This is a genomic window from Agromyces allii, from assembly GCF_009749385.1.
Taxonomy (GTDB): domain Bacteria; phylum Actinomycetota; class Actinomycetes; order Actinomycetales; family Microbacteriaceae; genus Agromyces; species Agromyces allii.
On sequence record NZ_WBIN01000007.1, the window covers coordinates 161,603 to 179,463 of the forward strand.

The window sequence follows — 17,861 nt, forward strand, 5'->3', positions numbered from 1 at the left end:
TTCAGTTGGAACCAACCATCCGGTTGGCGAATGAGGAGACATCATGACCACCACGCAGACCACCGAACTCGAGCTCGCCGCCGCTCCGGCAGAGGCCGCTCCCACATCTGCCGCTGTTCCTGCTGCTGCCAGCGCGCCGGCCGTCACCCCGCCCTCGATCCACGTGCGCGCACTGCTCACCTGGATCGCGATCTTCCCGCTCGTGACCCTCGGGCTGACCGTCATCGCCCCGTTCGCCGAGGCGTGGCCGCCCGTCGTCCGCTCCCTCGTGCTCACGCTCGTCGTCGTGCCGCTCGCCGTGTACCTCGTCGTGCCGCAGCTGCTCAAGGCCCACGGGCGGCTCGCCCGTCGCCGCGCCGCACGTCGAGGCTGAACGCGCGCCGCGGCATCCGCCCCGCCCGTGATCGAACGCGCGCCGCGGCATCCGCCACCCGAACGGGAGGTCAGTGCTGGCCCGGAATTCCGCGGATCTCACTTGTCGGGTGCTCCCGCGCAGCGCTAGTTTCGGATCGTCCTGCACCGATCGCGTCCCGCGAGCCCCGGAGGCTGCCATGCGTCTCGTCCCGATCACCGAACCGAACCCCGCGGGCGAGGCCGAAGCCGCCGAGGCCGAGGCCGCCGCAGAAGAGGCCGCCGAAGCCGCGGCCTCCGAGACCGAACCCCCCGGGGTCGGCGCGAAGACCTCCCCCGACCCTGCATCGACGGCCCCCGCCGCAGACGCCGAGTATGACGTCGCCCTCGTGGTCGTGCACGGCATGGGTGCGGCCTACAAGAGCCAGATCCTGCTGGAATGGGCGGAGCCGATCCTGTCGCGCATGGATTGGATGGCCCGCGACAGGATCTACGGTGCCGACGACACGTACGGGGTGCAGCTGAAGGCCTCCGACCTCGCGGGCGACGAGCCGATCGTGGGGGCCACGGTGACCTTCCCGAAGCGCCGGACGACCGATGAACGCGGCCGGCCGATCGGACCGGTCGTCCCGGTCACCAAACGCGTCGCGATCGTCGAGGCCCGCTGGTCGGAGGAGTTCGTCCCGCTCTCGCGCAGCCAGATCTTCCGCTGGGCCGGGCCGTTCATGTGGCGTGCCGTCATCCGGATGCTCCGGCTGTTCTGGGCGACGATGGTGCTGCTGCCCTGGTACACGCTCATCGAGCACCCGCGCACGCCGCGAAAGCACCTCGCCCTGAAGTTCTACACGCCGACCGCCTTGGTCGACCTCGTGCGCCTCGTGGTCGGGTTCGCGGTCTACGTGCCGGTCGCGGCGGGCGCCCTGCTGCTCGCCGCCGTCCTGACGGTGGTGCTGCCGCTCATCAGCCCCCTGCTGCTGATCCCGGCCGTGAAGAAGGCCGCCGGTTCGATCATCGACGGCGTCGCCGGGTCGATCGGCGACGTCACGGCCTGGAAGGAGACGCCCGTTCGCGCGACGGCGATGCGGCTCGTCGTACGCGACGCGATCGTCAGGGCGAAGGGCCTGGTCGGCGACGGCGACGTGCACGTGTTCGCGCACTCCCAGGGTGCGGCCGTCTCGACGTTCACGCTGTTCGAGGAGATGGACCCGCACGCCTACAACGTGCGCCAGCTGACCACGGTCGGGGCCGCCGTCAGTCTGCTCGGACGAGAAGGATGGCGGGGCCGTGTCGACTCCTACACGCCGGTGGCGAACTGGATCCGGCGTCGCACGGGCGATACCCACACGGTCGGGTGGGCCAACCACTGGGCGATCTGGGACCCGTTCTCGGCCGGGCCGATCGCCGACGACGCCCGCAGGGCACGACAGCGGTGGCGCGCCTCGTACTTCCCGAAGCGCGCGGGCGGGGCCGAGGGGCCCGAGGAGCATGCCGTGCACAACGTGAGCCAGCCGATCTTCGACCACACGTACTACTACAAGAACACGCTGCAGGTCGTCGAGCCGACGATCCGCAACCTGCTCGGCCCCGACCTGCCCGGCCCGCCGGACGAGGTCGCGTACATCGACAACCGCCTGAACGTCATCAACAAGAAGGCACTCGGCACGAACATGATCGCGGCGGTCATCATCGCGGTGCTGCTTCCCGGCATCACGGCGGCCTCGGCGTTCTTCGCCGGGCTGGTCGTCACGGTGGCCGGCTGGTTCGACCGGGTCGCCGGACTCTTCGGCGGCGGCTCCACGGGCGGCGATGCCTCCGACGCGGGCGCCGTCAGCAGCGTCGGGTTCCTGCATGCCGACGGGTACCTCACCGGATGGGGCTGGCTCATCGCATCGGCCCTCATCGCGGCGTTGCTCATCTGGATCAACGAGGCCATCTGCGGATACATCGAGCGCACGCTGCTCTGGGACCGGTGCCCCCTGCCGGTTCGCTGGTGGCTCGCCCTCACGAGCCTTCCGAGGCTCGCCTACGTGGCCGGGGCCGCCGCGGTGGTGTGGTTCTCGCTGGACCAGTGGTTCGCATTCGACGGCGCGGCGCAGATCTGGGTCATCGCCGTGATCGCGATCGTCGCGCTCTCGGCGTTCCTCGAGGCCCGGTTCGCGCCGGTGCCCGTCGTCGTGCCCGCGCGCACGACGAAGAAGGACGTCGAGGGGGTGCGGGTCGGCGGCGAGCATCCGTTGACGCTGCACGAGACCCGGAAGAGCAGCACGTACCTGGACGTGCTCGAGCAGCGGCAGGAGCTGCTCGAGCCACGGGGGCTGTGGGCCGTGACGTGGGCGCGGACATTCCACGGCTGGCCGGCGAAGCAGGAGCAGGCGGCAGCAATGGCCGCCGCACGCGCCGAGGCGTCCACCGCGAACGCAGCGGGCGCAGCCGCGGCGAAGGACTCCGCCACCGAGGACTCCAGGGAGAGCGCGCCTACGCGGGTGTGACGCCGGCCGCGCGGAGGCCCGCCACGGCGCGGTCGACGATGTCCTCGATCGAGGCATCGACGTCGACCAGCACGCCGAGCTCGTCGTCGCCCAGGGATTCGAGCGTCGCGAGCTGCGAGGCGAGCAGGCTCGGCGGCATGAAGTGCCCGGTGCGCCCGGCGGCGCGGGCGGTGAGCACGGCGTCGTCGGCGTGCAGGTGCACGAACGCGGTGGTCGGCGCCTGCACGCGCAGCCGGTCGCGGTAAGCGCGCCGCAGCGCCGAGCACGCGATCACGAGGCCGGATGCCGCGGCCGACTGCAGTTCTCGCCCGACGATGTCGAGCCAGGGCCACCGGTCTTCGTCGTCCAGAGGGGTGCCCGCGCGCATCTTCTCGACGTTCGCCGCGGGGTGCAGGTCGTCGGCGTCCTGGAAGGGGACGCCGAGGCGATCGGCGATCTGCGTTCCGGTCGTTGACTTGCCGACGGCGGAGACGCCCATGACGACGATGAGCGGTTCGGTGCGGATCATCCCACCATCTTGCCTGCGAAGCATCCGGATTACTGGCAGGATTCTTTACCATGTCGAACGAAGTACGGGCCGCCCGTTGGTCGCTGCTGGTGCAGTTCGCGCTGTTCGGGCTCATCATGTCGTCGTGGCTCAGCCGCATGCCGTCGATCCGTGAGGCGCTCGACGTGAACGCCGCCCAGCTCGGCGGGCTCCTGGTCGTTGGCGGGCTCGGTTCCCTGACCGGTGCGCTGACGATCGGCGTGATCGTGGCGCGCTTCGGCGGCCGGAGGGCGCTGCTCGGCGGCACCATCGGCAACGTCCTCGGCTTCGGCTCCATCGCGTTCGCGACCGCGACCGGCGACCTGCGGTTCTTCATCGCGGGCGCGTTCGTCAACGGGTTCTGCGGCGCCCTCGTGAACGTGCCGATCAACACGAACGCCGCCGAGGTCGAGCGGCGCATCGGCAAGGCGATCCTGCCGCACTTCCACGCCTGCTTCTCGATCGGTGCGGCGACGGGCGCGGTCGTCGGAGCCGGGTTCGCGGCGCTGCACGTGTCGATCACCGTGCAGATCCTCGTCGTGCTGACGGCGGTGACGATCACCCGGCTCGTGCTGTTCCGCCCGGCCACGGCGCTCACCCTGCACGTTCCCGTCACGACCGAGACGGGCTCGATCTCGGCCGAGGCGACGAGGCACCGCAACCGCGGCGCGGTGCGACAGGCGCACGGCGCCTGGCTGGAGCCCCGCACCCTGCTGCTCGGCGTGGTGCTGCTCGCGGCCTCGCTCGCCGAGGGCACGGCGATCACCTGGCTCTCGCTCGCCGTGGTCGACGGCTTCGCGACCGCCGAGGCCGCCGGTGCCCTCGCCTACGGCACGTTCGTCGCCGCGATGACGGTGTTCCGCTTCCTCGGAACGCCGCTCATCGACCGCTTCGGCCGCGTCGCGGTGTTGCGCGTGTCGGGCCTGGCGACGTTCACGGGCGTGCTCGTCTTCGTGTTCTCGCCGAGCCTCGCGACCGCGTGGATCGGCGTGCTCCTCTGGGGCTGCGGCGCGGCGCTCGGCAACCCGATCGCGATCTCCGCGGCATCCGACGACCCTGCGCACTCGGGCCCGCGCGTGGCCGTGGTCACGTCGTTCTCGACGGTGTCGTCGCTCGCGGCTCCCCCGTTGCTCGGCCTGCTCGCGAGCGAGGTCGGCGCCCGCAACGCGATGCTCGTGGTCGCCGCGGTCGCCGTCGTGAGCTTCTCGGTGGCCTCGCAGGCGAGGCGGCGACCGGTCAGCCCAGCAGCAGCGCCACCGCGAGCAGCACCGGAACCGACCCGATCGTCGTGATGAACACGGTGTCGCGCGCGACGATCTCGGCCGTGTCGTACTGCTGTGCGAACACGAACACGTTCTGCGCGGTCGGCAGCGCCGCGAGCACCGTCACGGCGTAGAGGTCGATGCCGTCGAGCCCGAACACGAAGCGTCCGAGCGCCCACGCCGCGAGCGGCATCGCGACGAGCTTCAGTGTCGACGCGAGCAGCACGTCGCGCCGACCGGTGCCCGGCTCGAGCAGTCGCTGGCCGTGCAACGAGAGGCCGTAGGCGATGAGCATGAGCGGCACGGCCGCGTGGCCGATGAGCTCGATCGGGTCGAGCACGACCGGCGGCAGCTCGATGCCCGAGACCGAGACGAGCACGCCGAGCAGGGATCCGATGATGATCGGGTTGCCGAACGTCGTGCGCAGGATGAGGCCGACCGAGGTGCGGCCCTCGACGCTCGCGCCGAGCACCGACAGCGCGATCGGCACGAACACGAGCAACTGGAGCAGCACGACGGGCGCCGAGTACGCGGCATCCCCCAGCATGTAGACCGCGATCGGGATGCCGAAATTGTTGCCGTTGACGTACCCCGAGGCGAGCGAGCCGATGACCGTTCGGGCGGCGCCGCGGCGCCAGACGAGCAGCGAGACGAGCGCGAAGCACGCCATGATCACGACGGCGACGATCGCCGAGACGGGCAGCAGCACCGAGAACAGGGCGTGCACGTCGGCCGTCGCGAGCACCGAGAACAGCAGGAACGGCGCGAGCACGTTGAAGTTCAGCTGCGCGAGCACCGGGCGGGCGCTCGGGCCGAGCACACCGAGGCGCCCGGCGAGCCATCCGACGAAGACGGCGAGGGCGATGACCGCGAAGCCGGTGAAGATGCCGCTCACCAGCGGGCGTGCACCTGCGCGCGGATGCTGCGGTCGTAGAGCTCTCGCACCGCGGCGTCGAACGAGGCGGGCAGCTCGAGCGAGCCGGCCGCGGCGTTCGCGCGCGCCTGGTCGACGTTGCGCGCACCCGGGATCGCCGAACTGACGCCCGGCTGCGCGGCGATCCACGCGAGCGCGACCTGGGCGGCCGTGGCGTCGGGGGCGGCGGCCCTCGCGAGCGACGTGAACTCGGCCGCAGCGGCGACGCCCGTCTCGTAGTCGACGCCCGAGAACGTCTCGCCCACGTCGAAGGACTCGCCGTGGCGGTTGAAGGTGCGGTGGTCGTTCGCGGCGAACACGGTCTCGTTCGTGTACCGGCCCGAGAGCAGTCCGCTCGCGAGCGGCACGCGCGCGAGGACGCCGACGCCGGCCTCGACGGCGGCGGGCAGCACGGCGTCGAGCGGCTTCAGCCGGAACGCGTTGAGGATGATCTGCACGGTCGCCACGTTCGGGCGTGCGATCGCGGTGAGCGCCTCGTCGACCTTCTCGACGCTCACGCCGTAGGCGGCGATCGACCCGTCGGCCACGAGCGCATCGAGCGCGTCGAACACCGCGTCGTCGCCGTAGACCGAGGTCGGCGGGCAGTGCAGCTGCACGAGGTCGAGCGTGTCGACGCCGAGGTTCGCTCGCGAGCGGTCGACCCACGCCCGGAAGTGCTCGGGCGAGTAGTTCTCGTGCTCCTGCGGCAGGCGGCGGCCCATCTTCGTGGCGACCGTGACGCCCGAGTCGGGGTTCGCGCGCAGCCATGTGCCGATGAGCGATTCGCTGCGGCCGTCGCCGTAGACGTCGGCCGTGTCGAAGAACGTGACGCCGGCCTCGTGCGCGGCGTCGAGCACGGCGAGCGCGTCGGCCTCGTCGACGTCGCCCCAGTCGGCGCCGAGCTGCCAGGTGCCGAGGCCGATGACCGAGACCGAGCGGCCGGTACGGCCGAGCGTGCGACGCTGCATGGGAGTCCTCCAGGGGTACGAGTGCGGTGCGTGACGACGAGCGAGACGTGATCGATGCGATGACGGATGCCGCGTGCGGCCGTCGTGCGAGCCGCCGACGCGGCTGCCTTCCGAGCCTACGCCGCGTCGCGGCATCCGCCCTTCGCAGGAGACCGCGGACGGCGTGGCCGTCGCTGACGCCGGAGCCGCCTCAGGACGCCTTGGCCGGATGGAACCTCGTGGCCGACCACGCGTCGGCGATCGCGCTGACCTTCGTGTCGCGCCACCCGCTGTCGCGGAGCGCGCTGCGCACGGCGTTGTCGCCTGGCGCCGTCGTGCGCCGGCCCTTGCCGTGCACGACCCACACGGGCGACGCGACGCCGCACTCGCGGAACCAGACGGGCAGCGAGGCGAGTTCACCCTGGTCGCGCACGACCACGACCACGAGCTCGGCCTCGAACGGTGCCACGCGCGTGGCCTCGGCGAGCGCGTCCTCGAGCTCGGCGACCGGCAGCTCGCCGCGCACGGCGACCGTGCGACCAGCGGCGATGCCGAGCTTCTCGGCGAGCGTCGGCGGGGCGGCGACGAGCGCATCGGCCCAGGCGGATGCCGCAGCGCCCAGCCGGAACCGGTAGGTGTCGCCCTGCGCCACGAACGAGACGACCCCGTCGGTCGCCTGCACCTGCGTCAGCGCCGCGCGCGGCAGACGAGCTCGACGCTCACCCGAGACCTGGAGCCCGCCCGACTCGAGGTGGAGCGTGACGGCGGCCAACCCGTCGTCGCCGATCCAGGTCGCGCGTGCTTGTCGTCCCATGCAAATCCCCCCGGTTCATGATCGTCGTCCGGCACGCTCGACGCAATGCCCCCGAACGGATGTGACCGTCCGATCTCGTGGTCGTGCCGCGCGTTCAGTCCCCGGGGGCCGGAATCGGCACGGCGCGACCGCTCACCGTGATGCCGCCCGCCGTCGGGATGTCGACCGTGAGCTCGCCCGGGCGCCCGACGTGGCGCCCCTGCTCGATGACGATCCGGGTCGGCGTGGCGACCGCGCCGAGCGCGCGCAGGTAGCCTCCGACGGCCGCGGCGGCCGACCCCGTCGCCGGGTCCTCCGTGATGCGGCCCACCGGGAACAGGTTGCGCGCCTCGAAGCGGAGCTGGCCCGCGGCATCCGCCTCCTCGTCGCGTTCGCCGTGGCCGGGTGCGATGGGGTGCAGCACCGTGATGGTGGCTGGCCAGCCCTGCTCGTCCATGAGCGCGCGCACGGCGACCGGGTCGAACGCGAACCCGTCGAACGCACTCGCGTCGTCGACCACGAGCACCGGGTGCCAGTTGCCCGCGAAGGCGAGGCGCGGCGGCAGCTCGGTCGAGAGGGCCGACGCCTCGAGCCCGAGCAGCCCGAGCACGCGAGCGAGCGTGGCGGGCTCGAACTCGGCGAGGTCGGTGCCGACGCTCGTGAACGCGGCGGTGATGCCACCCGGTGCACGCTCGGTCGCGATCTCGATCGGCCCGACGGGCGTGCTGAACCGCAGCGCCCCAGCCCCGGCGTCGCCCGCCGTCGAGCGCTCGGCGAGCGCGACCGCGGTGGCGACCGTCGCATGCCCGCAGAACGGCACCTCGGCGATCGGCGAGAAGTACCGCACGACGTAGGCCTCGCCGTCGCGCCCGGTGACGAACGCCGTCTCGGCGTAGTCGACCTCGGCGGCGATGCGCTGCATCTGCGCGTCGTCGAGGCTCGACGCGTCGAGCACGACCCCCGCCGGGTTGCCGCCCGTCGGCAGGTCGGCGAAGGCGGCGTAGCGGAGGATCTCGGGCGCGCTGGTCATACCTCGATCGTCGCACGGGCGGCGCGGCCTCGCCGATCCGGCGGCCACCGCAGGGCTCTCGGGCGAGCGGATGCCGCGGGCGGCCCTCATGCGATGGGCGCGCGCCGCGGCATCCGCTCGCCCGACTGCGCGGGTCAGGGCTGCTGCACGGGCTCCTGCTGTGCGGGCTCCTGCTGCTCCTGCTCGGCGCCGAACCGTTGCCGCGCGTCGACCGGGATGAGCGGTCGAGCCGCCCTGGCCTTGAGCTGCTGCACGGCCCAGGAGTTGCCGTCGGGGTCGGAGAAGCCGAAGAACGTGCCGCCGTCGCGCTCGTCGAACACGGTGATCGGGCCGGCGTCGACCCCGCGCTCGATGAGCTCGGCGCGCGCGGCCTCGGCATCGGCGACGACGAGCTGCACGCCGCGCAGCGAGCCGGGCGCCATCTCGTTCTGCGAGGGCAGGCTGCCGATGACGATCGAGCAACCCGAGCCGCGCGGGGTGAGCTGCGCGATGTGCATGTGCTCGTTGCGGGTGTCGTGGTCGAGCTCGAACCCGACCTGGTCGCGGTAGAAGGCGATCGAGCGGTCGAGGTCGCTGACCGGCACGATGACGACTTCGAGGGTCCAGTCCATGATGTCGGGCCTCAGCTCAGCAGTCCGTCGAGGCGCTGGTACCCCTCGGTGAGGCCCTGCTCCATGTTCGATGCGATCATGCCGTCGCGTGCCTCGACGCTCGGGTACGTCGAGTGGATGCGCAGGCGCGTGCGCCCGCCGCCCAGGTCTTCGAACGCCATCGACTCGATCGCGACGACGTCGGGGAAGCCCTCGTACTCGAAGGTCTGGATGGCGAACTCGTTCTCGCGCACCGTGTGGAAGGTGCCGTTGAACGCGTACGCCTCGCCCGACGGGTCGACGTGCAGGTAGCGGTAGCCGCCCTGCGGGACGAAGTCCCAGCGCTCGACCTGCATGTCGTAGCCGTTCGGGCCGAGCCAGCGCTTGACGAGCTCGGGGTCGCGGTGGGCTTCGAAGAGCGCGCTCACGGGTGCGTCGAAGTCGCGGACGATGTCGATGAAGGGCAGGCCCTCAGGGGCCGTGATGGTCACGGCGTTGGTGGTGGTGCCGGTGTCGGCGGGATCGGTGGTGGTCATGATTCCTGTGCCTTGCGTGCGGGACCGGCGTCATGCGCGGTCGCTGCGGGTGCGGCGGCTGGGTCGTCGTCGCGTTCGGTGGCGAGCAGCGCGTCGAGAGAGCGGAATCGCTGCTCGTGGATCAGCCGGTAGCGGTCGATCCACGCGGTGAGTGCTTCGAGCTGGGCCGGCGCCAGGTGCACGGGGCGACGTTGCGCGTCGCGCGTTCGCGTGACGAGCCCCGCCGCCTCGAGCACCTGGATGTGCTTCGACACGGCCTGCTTCGTGATCCGGAACGGTTCGGCGAGCTCGTTGACGGTCGCCGATCCGCGGCTGAGCCTCGCGATGATGCCCCGGCGGACCGGATCGGCCAGCGCCATGAATGCGCGGTCGAGCCGGTCGTCGGCGCTCGGATCGAGGATCATGCGGTGTAACCAACCGTTCCATTGATCAACTGTTTGATTGATTACAAGGTACGCCGCAACGACGAGCGGGTCAAGTGTTCTTCGAGAATTCCTCGCGTCGCCGCGGCATCCGGAGCAGAATCGACGACGAACCCACGACCGATGACGATCTGGAGCACGCCATGCCCGTCACGCTGAACCCCTACCTCAACTTCCGCGGCACCGCCCGCGAGGCGCTCGAGTTCTACCACGCGATCTTCGGCGGCACGCTGAACATCAGCACGTTCGCCGACTTCCAGGCCTCCGAGAGCCCCGCCGACGCCGACCTCGTGATGCACGGCCAGATCGATGCGCCCGACGGGCTCACGATCATGGCGGCCGACGTGCCGGCGCACATGGAGTACCACGGCATCTCGGGCGTCTCGGTGTCGATCTCGGGCGACGACGACGCGACGATCCGCGGCTACTGGAACGGACTCTCCGACGGCGCGACCGTGCTGCAGCCGCTCGAGGTCGCGCCCTGGGGCGACGCGTTCGGCATGCTGCTCGATCGCTTCGGCGCGAGCTGGCTGGTCAACATCTCCGGCACCGCGGCGTAGCCCTCGCCTCCGGGACCACGGCGGGCGCGTCGCGCACGCTCGTCAGGCCGACGCACGCTCGTCAGGCCGACGCACGCTCGTCAGGCAGACGCACGCTCGTCAGGCCGGCGTTGCCGAGATCGTCCTGAGCCGGCGACGTCCTCCTGAATCACGGGTTTCCTCGGCTCACTGGGCGTGCAATCCGACGGGAGGAGTTCGGCGCGAGCGGAGGACCGTTCGCGCGAAGGCCTCCTCCGCCCGCGCCGATCTCCTCCGCTCCGATGACGGACGACGGACGGGTGCCGCGGCCCGGCGGCGTGCGTCGCGCACCCGTCGCGGGTCGCGGGCGCGTCGCGCACCCGTCCGCCCGTCGTGCACGCGGCGCAGGTCGCGGTCGGGTCCGCACGCGGCGCAGGTCGCGCGGGTCAGCCCGCGGCGACCGGCAGCGCGATCGCGTGCAGCGCCTCGACGACCGGCGCGAGCTCGGGCTGCGCCTGCGCGTCGGCGAGCACGCGCTCGAGCGTCTCGTCGTGGATGGGCCGCGCCTTCTCGTACAGCGCCCGCCCGGCGTGCGTGAGTTCGGTGTAGATGCCGCGCCGGTCGTCGGCGCAGAGCACGCGGGTGAGCAGCGCCCGGTCTTCGAGCCGGTTCACGAGTCGCGTGGTCGCGCTCGGGCTGAGCGCGGTCGCGCGGGCGAGCTGCTGCATGCGCATGTGCCAGCCGTCTTGGCGGTTCAGCGCGTCGAGCACGGTGTACTCGACGACCGAGAGGTCGACGGAGGCCGAGAGCGCCCGCTCGAGCTCGCTCTCGATCAGGCCGTGCAGCGCGGCCAGTGTGCGCCAGCCGTGGGCGCGAACCTCGACGGCGTCGTCGGCGATGCCCATGTCGTCTCCTGATCTCGCGGTGCGGTTCGATGCGGTGCGGTTCGATGCGGTGCTGTTCGATGCGGTTCGATGCGGTGCTGTGCGGTGCGGTTCTGCGCCCCTGACGGGCTCCGGAAGCGCCGTCGCGGCACGCCCGGGAAAAGTAGTTGCTTGCGCTAGGTAATTGCGTGTGCAACTATTGACCCTGCGTTCGCAATAGTCGGCGCGTGCAACTACTTTCCTCAGTGTACAGGAGAACCTCGCAATGCCACTCGGACTGCTCGCCCTCGCGATCGGCGCCTTCGGCATCGGCCTGACCGAGTTCGTCATCATGGGCCTGCTGCCCGACCTCGCCGCCGACTTCGGCGTCACCGAGGCCGCGGCCGGCTGGTTCATCTCGGGCTACGCCCTCGCCGTGGCCGTCGGGGCGATCGCCCTCACGGCGGCCGCCACCCGCCTCCCCCGCAAGCCGGTGCTCATGGGGCTGCTCGGGCTGTTCATCGCGGGCAACGCCATCTCGGCGCTCGCACCGACGTACGAGGCCATGCTCGTCGGGCGCATCGTCGCCGCACTCTGCCACGGCGCCTTCTTCGGCATCGGCGCGGTGCTCGCGGCCGACCTCGTCGCTCCCGCGAAGCGCGCCGGAGCCATCGCGATCATGTTCACCGGCCTCACGGCCGCGAACGTGCTCGGGGTGCCCTTCGGCACGTTCCTCGGGCAGCAGTACGGCTGGCGCTCCACGTTCTGGGTCATCTCGGCGATCGGCGTCGTCGCGCTCATCGGCATCGCCGCGCTCGTGCCGAAGTCGGTCCCGGCAGCGGCGACGGCGACCGCCCCGAGCCTCCGCCGCGAGCTCGGCGCGTTCCGCTCCGGCCAGGTCTGGCTCTCGCTGACCGTCACCGTGCTCGGTTTCGGCGGCATGTTCGGCGCGTTCACGTACATCGCCTACACGCTCACCGAGGTCAGCGGATTCGCCGCGACCGACGTGCCGTGGCTGCTCGTGCTCTTCGGCGCAGGGCTCGTCGTCGGCAACTGGATCGGCGGCAAGCTCGCCGACCGCTCGATCGACGGCACGCTGCTCGGCTTCATCGCCGCGCTCGTCGTCGTGCTGGCCCTGCTCGGCTGGCTCGCGGCATCCCCCGTCGCCGTGATCGTGCTGCTCGTGCTCATGGGCGGGTTCGGGTTCGGCACGGTGCCCGCGCTGCAGAGCCGCGTCATGCGGTACGCCGACCAGGCGCCCACGCTCGCCTCGGGCGCGAACATCGCCGCGTTCAACGTCGGCAACGCCCTCGGCGCCTTCGCGGGCGGCCTCGCGATCTCGGCCGGCCTCGGCTACACCTCGCCCATCTGGGTCGGCGCGATCATCACGGCCGCCGCGCTCCTCGTCATGGTCGTCGCGTGGGCCACGGCCCGGGCCGGTGCGCCGCGCATCGAGCGAGCGGATGCCGCGCCTCGCGTCACGACCACGACCGGGTCCGTCGCGACATCCGCCCTCTGATCCCCCTCCTCAACCCCTCCCGAAAGGAACACCCATGACCGCCACGGTCCCCACCATCACCCTGAACAACGGCGTGCGGATGCCGCAGCTCGGCTTCGGCGTCTTCCAGGTGCCCGACGACGAGACCGCCGCGGCCGTGACCACGGCCCTCGAGGTCGGCTACCGCAGCATCGACACGGCCGCCGTCTACGGCAACGAGGCAGGCGTCGGACGGGCCATCGCCGAGTCGGGCCTCGCGCGCGACGAGCTGTTCGTCACCACGAAGGTCTGGAACTCCGACCAGGGCTACGACGAGACCCTTCGCGCGTTCGACGCGAGCGCCGCGAAGCTCGGGCTGGAGCAGCTCGACCTCTACCTGATCCACTGGCCGACGCCCGACCGCGGCCGCTACCTCGACACGTGGCGTGCGCTCGAGCGCCTGCTCGCCGACGGCCGCACGCGCGCGATCGGCGTCTCGAACTTCGAGCCCGAGCACCTCGACCGACTCGTCGAGGCGAGCACCGTCGTGCCCGCCGTGAACCAGGTCGAGCTGCACCCCGCCATGGCCAACCGCGCCGTGATCGCCGCCGATGCGAGGCACGGCATCGCGACCGAGGCGTGGAGCCCGCTCGCGCAGGGCGCCGTGCTCGGCGAGGCCTCCGTCGTCGAGATCGCCGAGCGCCACGGCCGCACCCCCGCGCAGGTCGTGCTGCGCTGGCACCTGCAGCAGGGGCGCATCGTGATCCCGAAGTCGGTCACGCCCCGCCGCATCGCCGAGAACTTCGACGTGTTCGGCTTCGAGCTCGCGGCCGACGAACTCGCGGCGATCGACGCCCTCGACCGCGACGGACGCACCGGACCGCACCCCGTCGAGTTCCACGCCGCCTGAGCCGGCCCGGCACCTGGCGCAGGCACCTCACGCCGGCGCCGCACGACCCGCACGACCCGCACGACCCGCACGACCCGCACGAGAAGGGAACCACTCCATGAGCGACATCCTCATGATCGTCACCGCCGCCACGAGCCTCACCATGAAGGACGGCACCGAGCACCCCACCGGCTTCTGGGCCGAGGAGCTCGTGACCGCGCACCGCGACCTCGTCGCCGCAGGGCACACCGTGACCATCGCGACCCCGGGAGGCGTCGCGCCCACCGTCGACGCGGGCAGCCTCGACCCGTCGCAGACCGGCGGCGAGGCGCGCGCCCGCGAGTTCGCGGACTACCTCGACGCGATCGCGGGCGAGCTCACCTCCCCCGTCGCGATCGCCGACGTCGACGCGGCCGAGTACGCCGCCGTCGTGCTGCCGGGCGGACACGGCCCCATGAGCGACCTCGCGTCCGACGCCGCGACCGGCCGTGTGCTCGTCGCCGCGAACGAGGCCGGCACGATCATCGCGCCGTTCTGCCACGGACCGGCAGCCCTGCTCTCGGCGAGCCTCGCCGACGGATCCTTCGCGTTCGCAGGCCGCCGTCTCACCGTCTTCACCGACGAGGAGGAGCGCACGGGCGGCACGGGAGAGAACACCCCGTGGTGGGTCGAGAGCCGCCTCCGCGAGCGCGGCGCCCTCATCGACTCGGCCGCACCCTGGAGCGACCACGTCGTCGTCGACGGCAACCTCATCACCGGCCAGAATCCGCAGTCGAGCGCCTCGGTCGCCCGCCGCGTGCTCGAGGCCCTCGCCGCGCGCGGCTGACCTCGGTCCGTCCGGGTCCTCTCGCGGGGCGCCGAGCTCAGGCGAACGGCCGCACCTCAGGACGCGATCCCCGCGATCGTCCTGACCGGCGGCCGTTCGCCTGCCCCGGCGTCGACATCCAGCTGCCGAAGCACCCGGCCGACGACGGATGCCGCGGCGCCGCGCCCGTCATGAGCGCCGCGCCGCGGCATCCGTTCGTCGTCTCGGCCGTGGCCGACCGCCGTCAGTCGAAGAGGTCGGACAGCCAGTTGTCCTTCTTCTTCTTGCGGTAGCCCTGGTCGCCGTAGCCGCGGTTGTCGTACCCGCGACCGTCCTGACCGCGGTTGTCGTACGGCTGCTGGCCGTACGCGGGCTGGCCGTACTGCGGCTGCGCGGGCGGCTGCTGGCCGTACGCGGGCTGGCCGTACTGCGGCTGCGCGGGCGGCTGGTAGGCCGGCGGAGCGGGCTGCTGGAACGCCGGCTGGGCGGGAGCGGGGGCGGCCGGAGCTGCACCGCTGTCGTTCGCGGCGCGCTCGATGATCTTGTCGAGCTCGCCTCGGTCGAGCCACACGCCGCGGCAGGTCGGACAGTAGTCGATCTCGATGCCGCTGCGCTCGCTCATCACGAGCACGGCTCCGTCGTTGGGGCACTGCATGGGGGCTCCTCGTTCGGGGTTGCAAGGGGTCCCGGCCGAGCCTAGGCAGCGAAGCTCCGAGGACGCCCAGACCGGCACCGACCCGCGCCGAGCCCTGCCGTTCGCCCCCGGAAACAGGACGAGCGGATGCCTCGGCGCGCGCCTCACGAAGAGGCGGGCGACCGTGGCATCCGCTCATCGACCGGCGCGAGGCGCCGATCAGTGCGTCGGAGAACTAGCCGATGACTCGGATGTTCTCTGCCTGCGGGCCCTTGGGTCCGCGGGCGGTGTCGAATTCGACCTTCTGGTTCTCGTCGAGCGAGCGGTAGCCGTCTGATGCGATCGCGCTGAAGTGCGCGAAGACGTCAGCCGTGCCGTCGTCGGGAGCGATGAAGCCGAAGCCCTTGTCGGCGTTGAACCACTTGACGGTTCCGGTAGCCATGTTGTATTCCTTCATTCATTCCGCACCCACCGAAGCGGGCGCGGTGTGCACGGCCTGGCCGTGCGTGTTCCGGTCGCGAAATCCGCCACCGGAGGTTCTTGGTCGTCAGACCCGACGGAACTGGTTCACCATCGGGCAGTCGAAGGGGTCGCGGGCCGAGAGGCCCACCTGGTTGAGGTAGCGGATCACGATGCCGTACGACTGCACGAGCGTGGTCTCGGTGTAGGGCACGTCGAGGGTCGCGCAGTGCTCGCGCACGATCTCGCGCGCCTTGGCGAGGTGGGGGCGCGGCATGTTCGGGAACAGGTGGTGCTCGACCTGGTAGTTGAGTCCGCCGAGCAGGGCGCTCGCCCAGAGCCCGCCCGAGATGTTGCGCGAGGTGAGCACCTGCTTCGAGAAGAAGTCGAGCTTCGAATCGGCCGGGATGAGCGCCATGCCCTTGTGGTTCGGCGCGAACGAGGCGCCCATGTAGACGCCGAACACGGCCATCTGCACGCCGATGAAGGCGAACGCCATGCCGAGCGGCAGCACCCAGAACAGGGCGCCGAAGTAGACGATGAAGTGCACGGCGATGAGGCTGAGCTCGATCCAGCGGCCCTTGACCGGGCGGCGCTCCATGAGCGTGGCGATCGAGCGCATGTGCAGGTTGAGGCCCTCGAGCGTGAGCAGCGGGAAGAACAGGTAGCCCTGCTTGCGCGTGATCGCGGCGAGCAGGCCCTTCTGCTTGGCGGCATCGGTCTCGGTGAACGAGATCGTGTCCCACTCGATGTCGGGGTCCTTGCCGATCTTGTTCGGGTTCGCGTGGTGACGCGTGTGCTTCGTCATCCACCACGAGTAGCTGATGCCGACGACGCCGGCGGCGAGGATGCGGCCGACCCGGTCGTTGGCCGGGCCCGACTCGAGCACCTGCCGGTGCGAGGCCTCGTGCGCGAGGAAGGCGAACTGCGTGAGGATCAGGCCGAGGGCTCCGGCCATGAGCAGCTGGAACCACGAGTCACCGAGCAGGATGAACCCGGTGATCACACCGCCGAGGGCCAGAAGGAGCGTGCCGACGAGCGCCGCGTAGAACCAGCGGGTGCGGGCCAGCAGACCGGATTCGCGAACGACCCGGGAGAGGGCGGTGAAGCTGCGGGTGACGTCAAGGGAGCCGGTGCGAGGCTTGGTGGCCCGGATCGCACCGAGGGAATCGGCGTGAGAGATGATGGGGGTCCCAGCTGGTCATCGACTTCCCAGCCGTGGGTCACGGGCGATCACCCGCTGAAGATGGGTCGAACGCTATGGCCTGAGCATGTGAACGGGCTGGGAATACGACCTCGACATATTCCTGACGCGGAATCTATCGGGTAGTCTCTTCGGCTCGATCCCTGGCTGCAAGACTGTTCCGATGCGCATCATCGTCACCGGAGGATCCGGAAAACTCGGCCGCACGGTCGTCGCAACACTCCGCAACGAGGGCCACGAGGTCGTGAACCTCGACCAGCACGGCGAGCGCGGCACCCTCGTGCGCGTCGACCTGACCGACTACGGGCAGGTGATCGACGCCGTCGCGGGCGTCGACGACCAGCACGACGGGGCCGATGCGATCGTGCATCTCGCCGCCGTGCCGGCGCCCGGGCTCATGAGCGACGTCGCGACGTTCCGCAACAACATGCTCGCCACGTTCAACGTCTTCCAGGCCGCCAAGCGCCTCGGCATCACGCGCATCGTCACGGCCTCGAGCGAGACGGTGCTCGGCCTGCCGTTCGACGTGCCGCCGCCGTACATCCCCGTCGACGAGGAGTACCCGGCCCGGCCCGAGTCGACCTACTCCCTCGTGAAGCACCTCGAGGAGACCATGGCGATCGAGCTCGTGCGCTGGAACCCCGAGCTCTCGGTCACCGCACTGCGGTTCTCGAACGTCATGGACCCCGACGACTACGCCGCGTTCCCCGACTTCGACGCCGACGCGACCCTGCGCAAGTGGAACCTCTGGGGCTACATCGACGCCCGCGACGGCGCCCAGGCCGTGAGCCGCGCACTGGCCGCCGCACGCCCCGGATTCGACCGGTTCATCATCGCCGCGGCCGACACCGTCATGTCGCGGCCGAACGCCGAACTCGTCGCCGAGGTCTTCCCCGGCGTCGAGGTGCGCGGCGACCTGGGCACCAACGAGACGCTGCTCTCGATCGACAAGGCCCGTCGCCTGCTCGGCTTCGAACCCGTGCACTCCTGGCGCGATCAGGTCGGGGCGGATGCCGCGGGCGGGCCTCGACCCGCCTGATCCGGCTCGCACGGGTCGCCCGGGGGCCGCCGCCGAGCCCACGTTCAACGGAGGTTCACCGAACGGACACTCCGCATCCGTTCGGGAGAACCGGGTCGCTGGCATGGTGGCCGT

The 17,861-nt window shown here is 71.2% G+C and carries 20 protein-coding genes; 8 read left to right on the forward strand and 12 right to left on the reverse strand.

The features are described from left to right. The first annotated feature begins 43 nt into the window (after positions 1-43). Both GQR16_RS19905 and GQR16_RS10520 read left to right on the forward strand, forming a co-directional pair. Positions 44-373, forward strand: a complete 330-nt coding sequence (locus GQR16_RS19905) for a hypothetical protein (protein WP_157415087.1) — start codon at positions 44-46, stop codon at positions 371-373. Between the two features lie 178 nt (positions 374-551). Continuing rightward, complete coding sequence (locus GQR16_RS10520) at positions 552-2,840, forward strand: hypothetical protein (protein ID WP_157415088.1); 2,289 nt, start codon at positions 552-554, stop codon at positions 2,838-2,840. Here the strand turns inward: GQR16_RS10520 and GQR16_RS10525 are convergent. Next, positions 2,827-3,348, reverse strand: coding sequence for a gluconokinase (locus GQR16_RS10525; protein ID WP_211373489.1), 522 nt, complete (start codon positions 3,346-3,348; stop codon positions 2,827-2,829). The two genes, GQR16_RS10520 and GQR16_RS10525, sit on opposite strands and share 14 nt — an antisense overlap. Before the next feature lie 50 nt (positions 3,349-3,398). Between GQR16_RS10525 and GQR16_RS10530 the strand changes: the two genes are divergently transcribed. Next, on the forward strand, positions 3,399-4,658 hold the full coding sequence (locus tag GQR16_RS10530) for an MFS transporter (protein ID WP_157415089.1): 1,260 nt from the start codon (positions 3,399-3,401) through the stop codon (positions 4,656-4,658). On the opposite strand, the gene GQR16_RS10535 is transcribed toward GQR16_RS10530, so the two are convergent. The 7 genes from GQR16_RS10535 to GQR16_RS10565 all read right to left on the reverse strand — a co-directional run bounded on the left by GQR16_RS10535 (position 4,603) and on the right by GQR16_RS10565 (position 9,841). After that, positions 4,603-5,523 (reverse strand): AEC family transporter, encoded by a 921-nt coding sequence (locus GQR16_RS10535; protein ID WP_157415090.1) that lies wholly within the window; start codon positions 5,521-5,523, stop codon positions 4,603-4,605. The two genes, GQR16_RS10530 and GQR16_RS10535, sit on opposite strands and share 56 nt — an antisense overlap. Then, positions 5,520-6,509, reverse strand: a complete 990-nt coding sequence (locus tag GQR16_RS10540) for an aldo/keto reductase (RefSeq protein ID WP_157415091.1) — start codon at positions 6,507-6,509, stop codon at positions 5,520-5,522. Before GQR16_RS10540 ends, GQR16_RS10535 begins: the two co-directional genes overlap by 4 nt. A gap of 190 nt (positions 6,510-6,699) precedes the next feature. Further along, entirely contained in the window at positions 6,700-7,302 is a 603-nt protein-coding gene (locus GQR16_RS10545) for a hypothetical protein (RefSeq protein WP_157415092.1), read from the reverse strand. A gap of 94 nt (positions 7,303-7,396) precedes the next feature. Next, the gene (locus tag GQR16_RS10550; RefSeq protein ID WP_157415093.1) at positions 7,397-8,311 is read right to left on the reverse strand and encodes a PhzF family phenazine biosynthesis protein; all 915 of its coding nucleotides are present in this window, start codon (positions 8,309-8,311) and stop codon (positions 7,397-7,399) included. Positions 8,312-8,445: 134 nt separating this feature from the next. Further along, the gene (locus tag GQR16_RS10555; RefSeq protein ID WP_157415094.1) at positions 8,446-8,922 is read right to left on the reverse strand and encodes a VOC family protein; all 477 of its coding nucleotides are present in this window, start codon (positions 8,920-8,922) and stop codon (positions 8,446-8,448) included. A gap of 11 nt (positions 8,923-8,933) precedes the next feature. Beyond that, positions 8,934-9,437, reverse strand: coding sequence for an SRPBCC family protein (locus GQR16_RS10560; RefSeq protein ID WP_157415095.1), 504 nt, complete (start codon positions 9,435-9,437; stop codon positions 8,934-8,936). After that, positions 9,434-9,841: an ArsR/SmtB family transcription factor gene (locus GQR16_RS10565; RefSeq protein WP_157415096.1), complete on the reverse strand. Its 408-nt coding sequence runs from the start codon at positions 9,839-9,841 to the stop codon at positions 9,434-9,436. The genes GQR16_RS10560 and GQR16_RS10565 overlap by 4 nt, the downstream gene beginning before the upstream one ends. Before the next feature lie 161 nt (positions 9,842-10,002). On the opposite strand from GQR16_RS10565, the gene GQR16_RS10570 reads away from it, so the two are divergent. Continuing rightward, on the forward strand, positions 10,003-10,419 hold the full coding sequence (locus GQR16_RS10570) for a VOC family protein (protein ID WP_157415097.1): 417 nt from the start codon (positions 10,003-10,005) through the stop codon (positions 10,417-10,419). Between the two features lie 404 nt (positions 10,420-10,823). Here the strand turns inward: GQR16_RS10570 and GQR16_RS10575 are convergent, their stop codons facing one another. Then, positions 10,824-11,282 carry a MarR family winged helix-turn-helix transcriptional regulator gene (locus GQR16_RS10575; protein ID WP_157415098.1) on the reverse strand — a complete coding sequence of 153 codons (459 nt, stop codon included), beginning with the start codon at positions 11,280-11,282 and terminating at the stop codon, positions 10,824-10,826. Positions 11,283-11,526: 244 nt separating this feature from the next. On the opposite strand from GQR16_RS10575, the gene GQR16_RS10580 reads away from it, so the two are divergent. The 3 genes from GQR16_RS10580 (at position 11,527) to GQR16_RS10590 (ending at position 14,432) form a co-directional block, all read left to right on the forward strand. Further along, positions 11,527-12,759: an MFS transporter gene (locus GQR16_RS10580; protein ID WP_157415099.1), complete on the forward strand. Its 1,233-nt coding sequence runs from the start codon at positions 11,527-11,529 to the stop codon at positions 12,757-12,759. Between the two features lie 34 nt (positions 12,760-12,793). After that, the gene (locus GQR16_RS10585) at positions 12,794-13,627 is read left to right on the forward strand and encodes an aldo/keto reductase (RefSeq protein WP_157415100.1); all 834 of its coding nucleotides are present in this window, start codon (positions 12,794-12,796) and stop codon (positions 13,625-13,627) included. A 97-nt stretch (positions 13,628-13,724) separates the two neighbouring features. Continuing rightward, positions 13,725-14,432: a type 1 glutamine amidotransferase domain-containing protein gene (locus GQR16_RS10590; protein ID WP_157415101.1), complete on the forward strand. Its 708-nt coding sequence runs from the start codon at positions 13,725-13,727 to the stop codon at positions 14,430-14,432. A gap of 223 nt (positions 14,433-14,655) precedes the next feature. Here the strand turns inward: GQR16_RS10590 and GQR16_RS10595 are convergent, their stop codons facing one another. The 3 genes from GQR16_RS10595 to GQR16_RS10605 all read right to left on the reverse strand — a co-directional run bounded on the left by GQR16_RS10595 (position 14,656) and on the right by GQR16_RS10605 (position 16,660). Then, on the reverse strand, positions 14,656-15,066 hold the full coding sequence (locus GQR16_RS10595; RefSeq protein WP_157415102.1) for a TFIIB-type zinc ribbon-containing protein: 411 nt from the start codon (positions 15,064-15,066) through the stop codon (positions 14,656-14,658). A gap of 214 nt (positions 15,067-15,280) precedes the next feature. After that, entirely contained in the window at positions 15,281-15,487 is a 207-nt protein-coding gene (locus GQR16_RS10600) for a cold-shock protein (protein WP_157415103.1), read from the reverse strand. A 105-nt stretch (positions 15,488-15,592) separates the two neighbouring features. After that, positions 15,593-16,660 carry a fatty acid desaturase family protein gene (locus GQR16_RS10605; RefSeq protein ID WP_246200740.1) on the reverse strand — a complete coding sequence of 356 codons (1,068 nt, stop codon included), beginning with the start codon at positions 16,658-16,660 and terminating at the stop codon, positions 15,593-15,595. A 211-nt stretch (positions 16,661-16,871) separates the two neighbouring features. Here GQR16_RS10605 and GQR16_RS10610 point away from each other — a divergent pair, with 211 nt between their 5' ends. Then, complete coding sequence (locus GQR16_RS10610; protein WP_157415105.1) at positions 16,872-17,747, forward strand: NAD-dependent epimerase/dehydratase family protein; 876 nt, start codon at positions 16,872-16,874, stop codon at positions 17,745-17,747. Positions 17,748-17,861 lie beyond the last annotated feature (114 nt).

Excerpts from the sequence above, each read along its gene's own strand:
- GQR16_RS19905 (WP_157415087.1), top strand. The coding sequence starts at position 44 with ATGACCACCACGCAGACCACCGAACTCGAGCTCGCCGCCGCTCCGGCA.
- GQR16_RS10520 (WP_157415088.1), top strand. The coding sequence starts at position 552 with ATGCGTCTCGTCCCGATCACCGAACCGAACCCCGCGGGCGAGGCCGAA.
- GQR16_RS10525 (WP_211373489.1), bottom strand. The coding sequence starts at position 3,348 with ATGATCCGCACCGAACCGCTCATCGTCGTCATGGGCGTCTCCGCCGTC.
- GQR16_RS10530 (WP_157415089.1), top strand. The coding sequence starts at position 3,399 with ATGTCGAACGAAGTACGGGCCGCCCGTTGGTCGCTGCTGGTGCAGTTC.
- GQR16_RS10540 (WP_157415091.1), bottom strand. The coding sequence starts at position 6,509 with ATGCAGCGTCGCACGCTCGGCCGTACCGGCCGCTCGGTCTCGGTCATC.
- GQR16_RS10545 (WP_157415092.1), bottom strand. The coding sequence starts at position 7,302 with ATGGGACGACAAGCACGCGCGACCTGGATCGGCGACGACGGGTTGGCC.
- GQR16_RS10550 (WP_157415093.1), bottom strand. The coding sequence starts at position 8,311 with ATGACCAGCGCGCCCGAGATCCTCCGCTACGCCGCCTTCGCCGACCTG.
- GQR16_RS10555 (WP_157415094.1), bottom strand. The coding sequence starts at position 8,922 with ATGGACTGGACCCTCGAAGTCGTCATCGTGCCGGTCAGCGACCTCGAC.
- GQR16_RS10560 (WP_157415095.1), bottom strand. The coding sequence starts at position 9,437 with ATGACCACCACCGATCCCGCCGACACCGGCACCACCACCAACGCCGTG.
- GQR16_RS10565 (WP_157415096.1), bottom strand. The coding sequence starts at position 9,841 with ATGATCCTCGATCCGAGCGCCGACGACCGGCTCGACCGCGCATTCATG.
- GQR16_RS10570 (WP_157415097.1), top strand. The coding sequence starts at position 10,003 with ATGCCCGTCACGCTGAACCCCTACCTCAACTTCCGCGGCACCGCCCGC.
- GQR16_RS10575 (WP_157415098.1), bottom strand. The coding sequence starts at position 11,282 with ATGGGCATCGCCGACGACGCCGTCGAGGTTCGCGCCCACGGCTGGCGC.
- GQR16_RS10580 (WP_157415099.1), top strand. The coding sequence starts at position 11,527 with ATGCCACTCGGACTGCTCGCCCTCGCGATCGGCGCCTTCGGCATCGGC.
- GQR16_RS10585 (WP_157415100.1), top strand. The coding sequence starts at position 12,794 with ATGACCGCCACGGTCCCCACCATCACCCTGAACAACGGCGTGCGGATG.
- GQR16_RS10590 (WP_157415101.1), top strand. The coding sequence starts at position 13,725 with ATGAGCGACATCCTCATGATCGTCACCGCCGCCACGAGCCTCACCATG.
- GQR16_RS10595 (WP_157415102.1), bottom strand. The coding sequence starts at position 15,066 with ATGCAGTGCCCCAACGACGGAGCCGTGCTCGTGATGAGCGAGCGCAGC.
- GQR16_RS10600 (WP_157415103.1), bottom strand. The coding sequence starts at position 15,487 with ATGGCTACCGGAACCGTCAAGTGGTTCAACGCCGACAAGGGCTTCGGC.
- GQR16_RS10610 (WP_157415105.1), top strand. The coding sequence starts at position 16,872 with ATGCGCATCATCGTCACCGGAGGATCCGGAAAACTCGGCCGCACGGTC.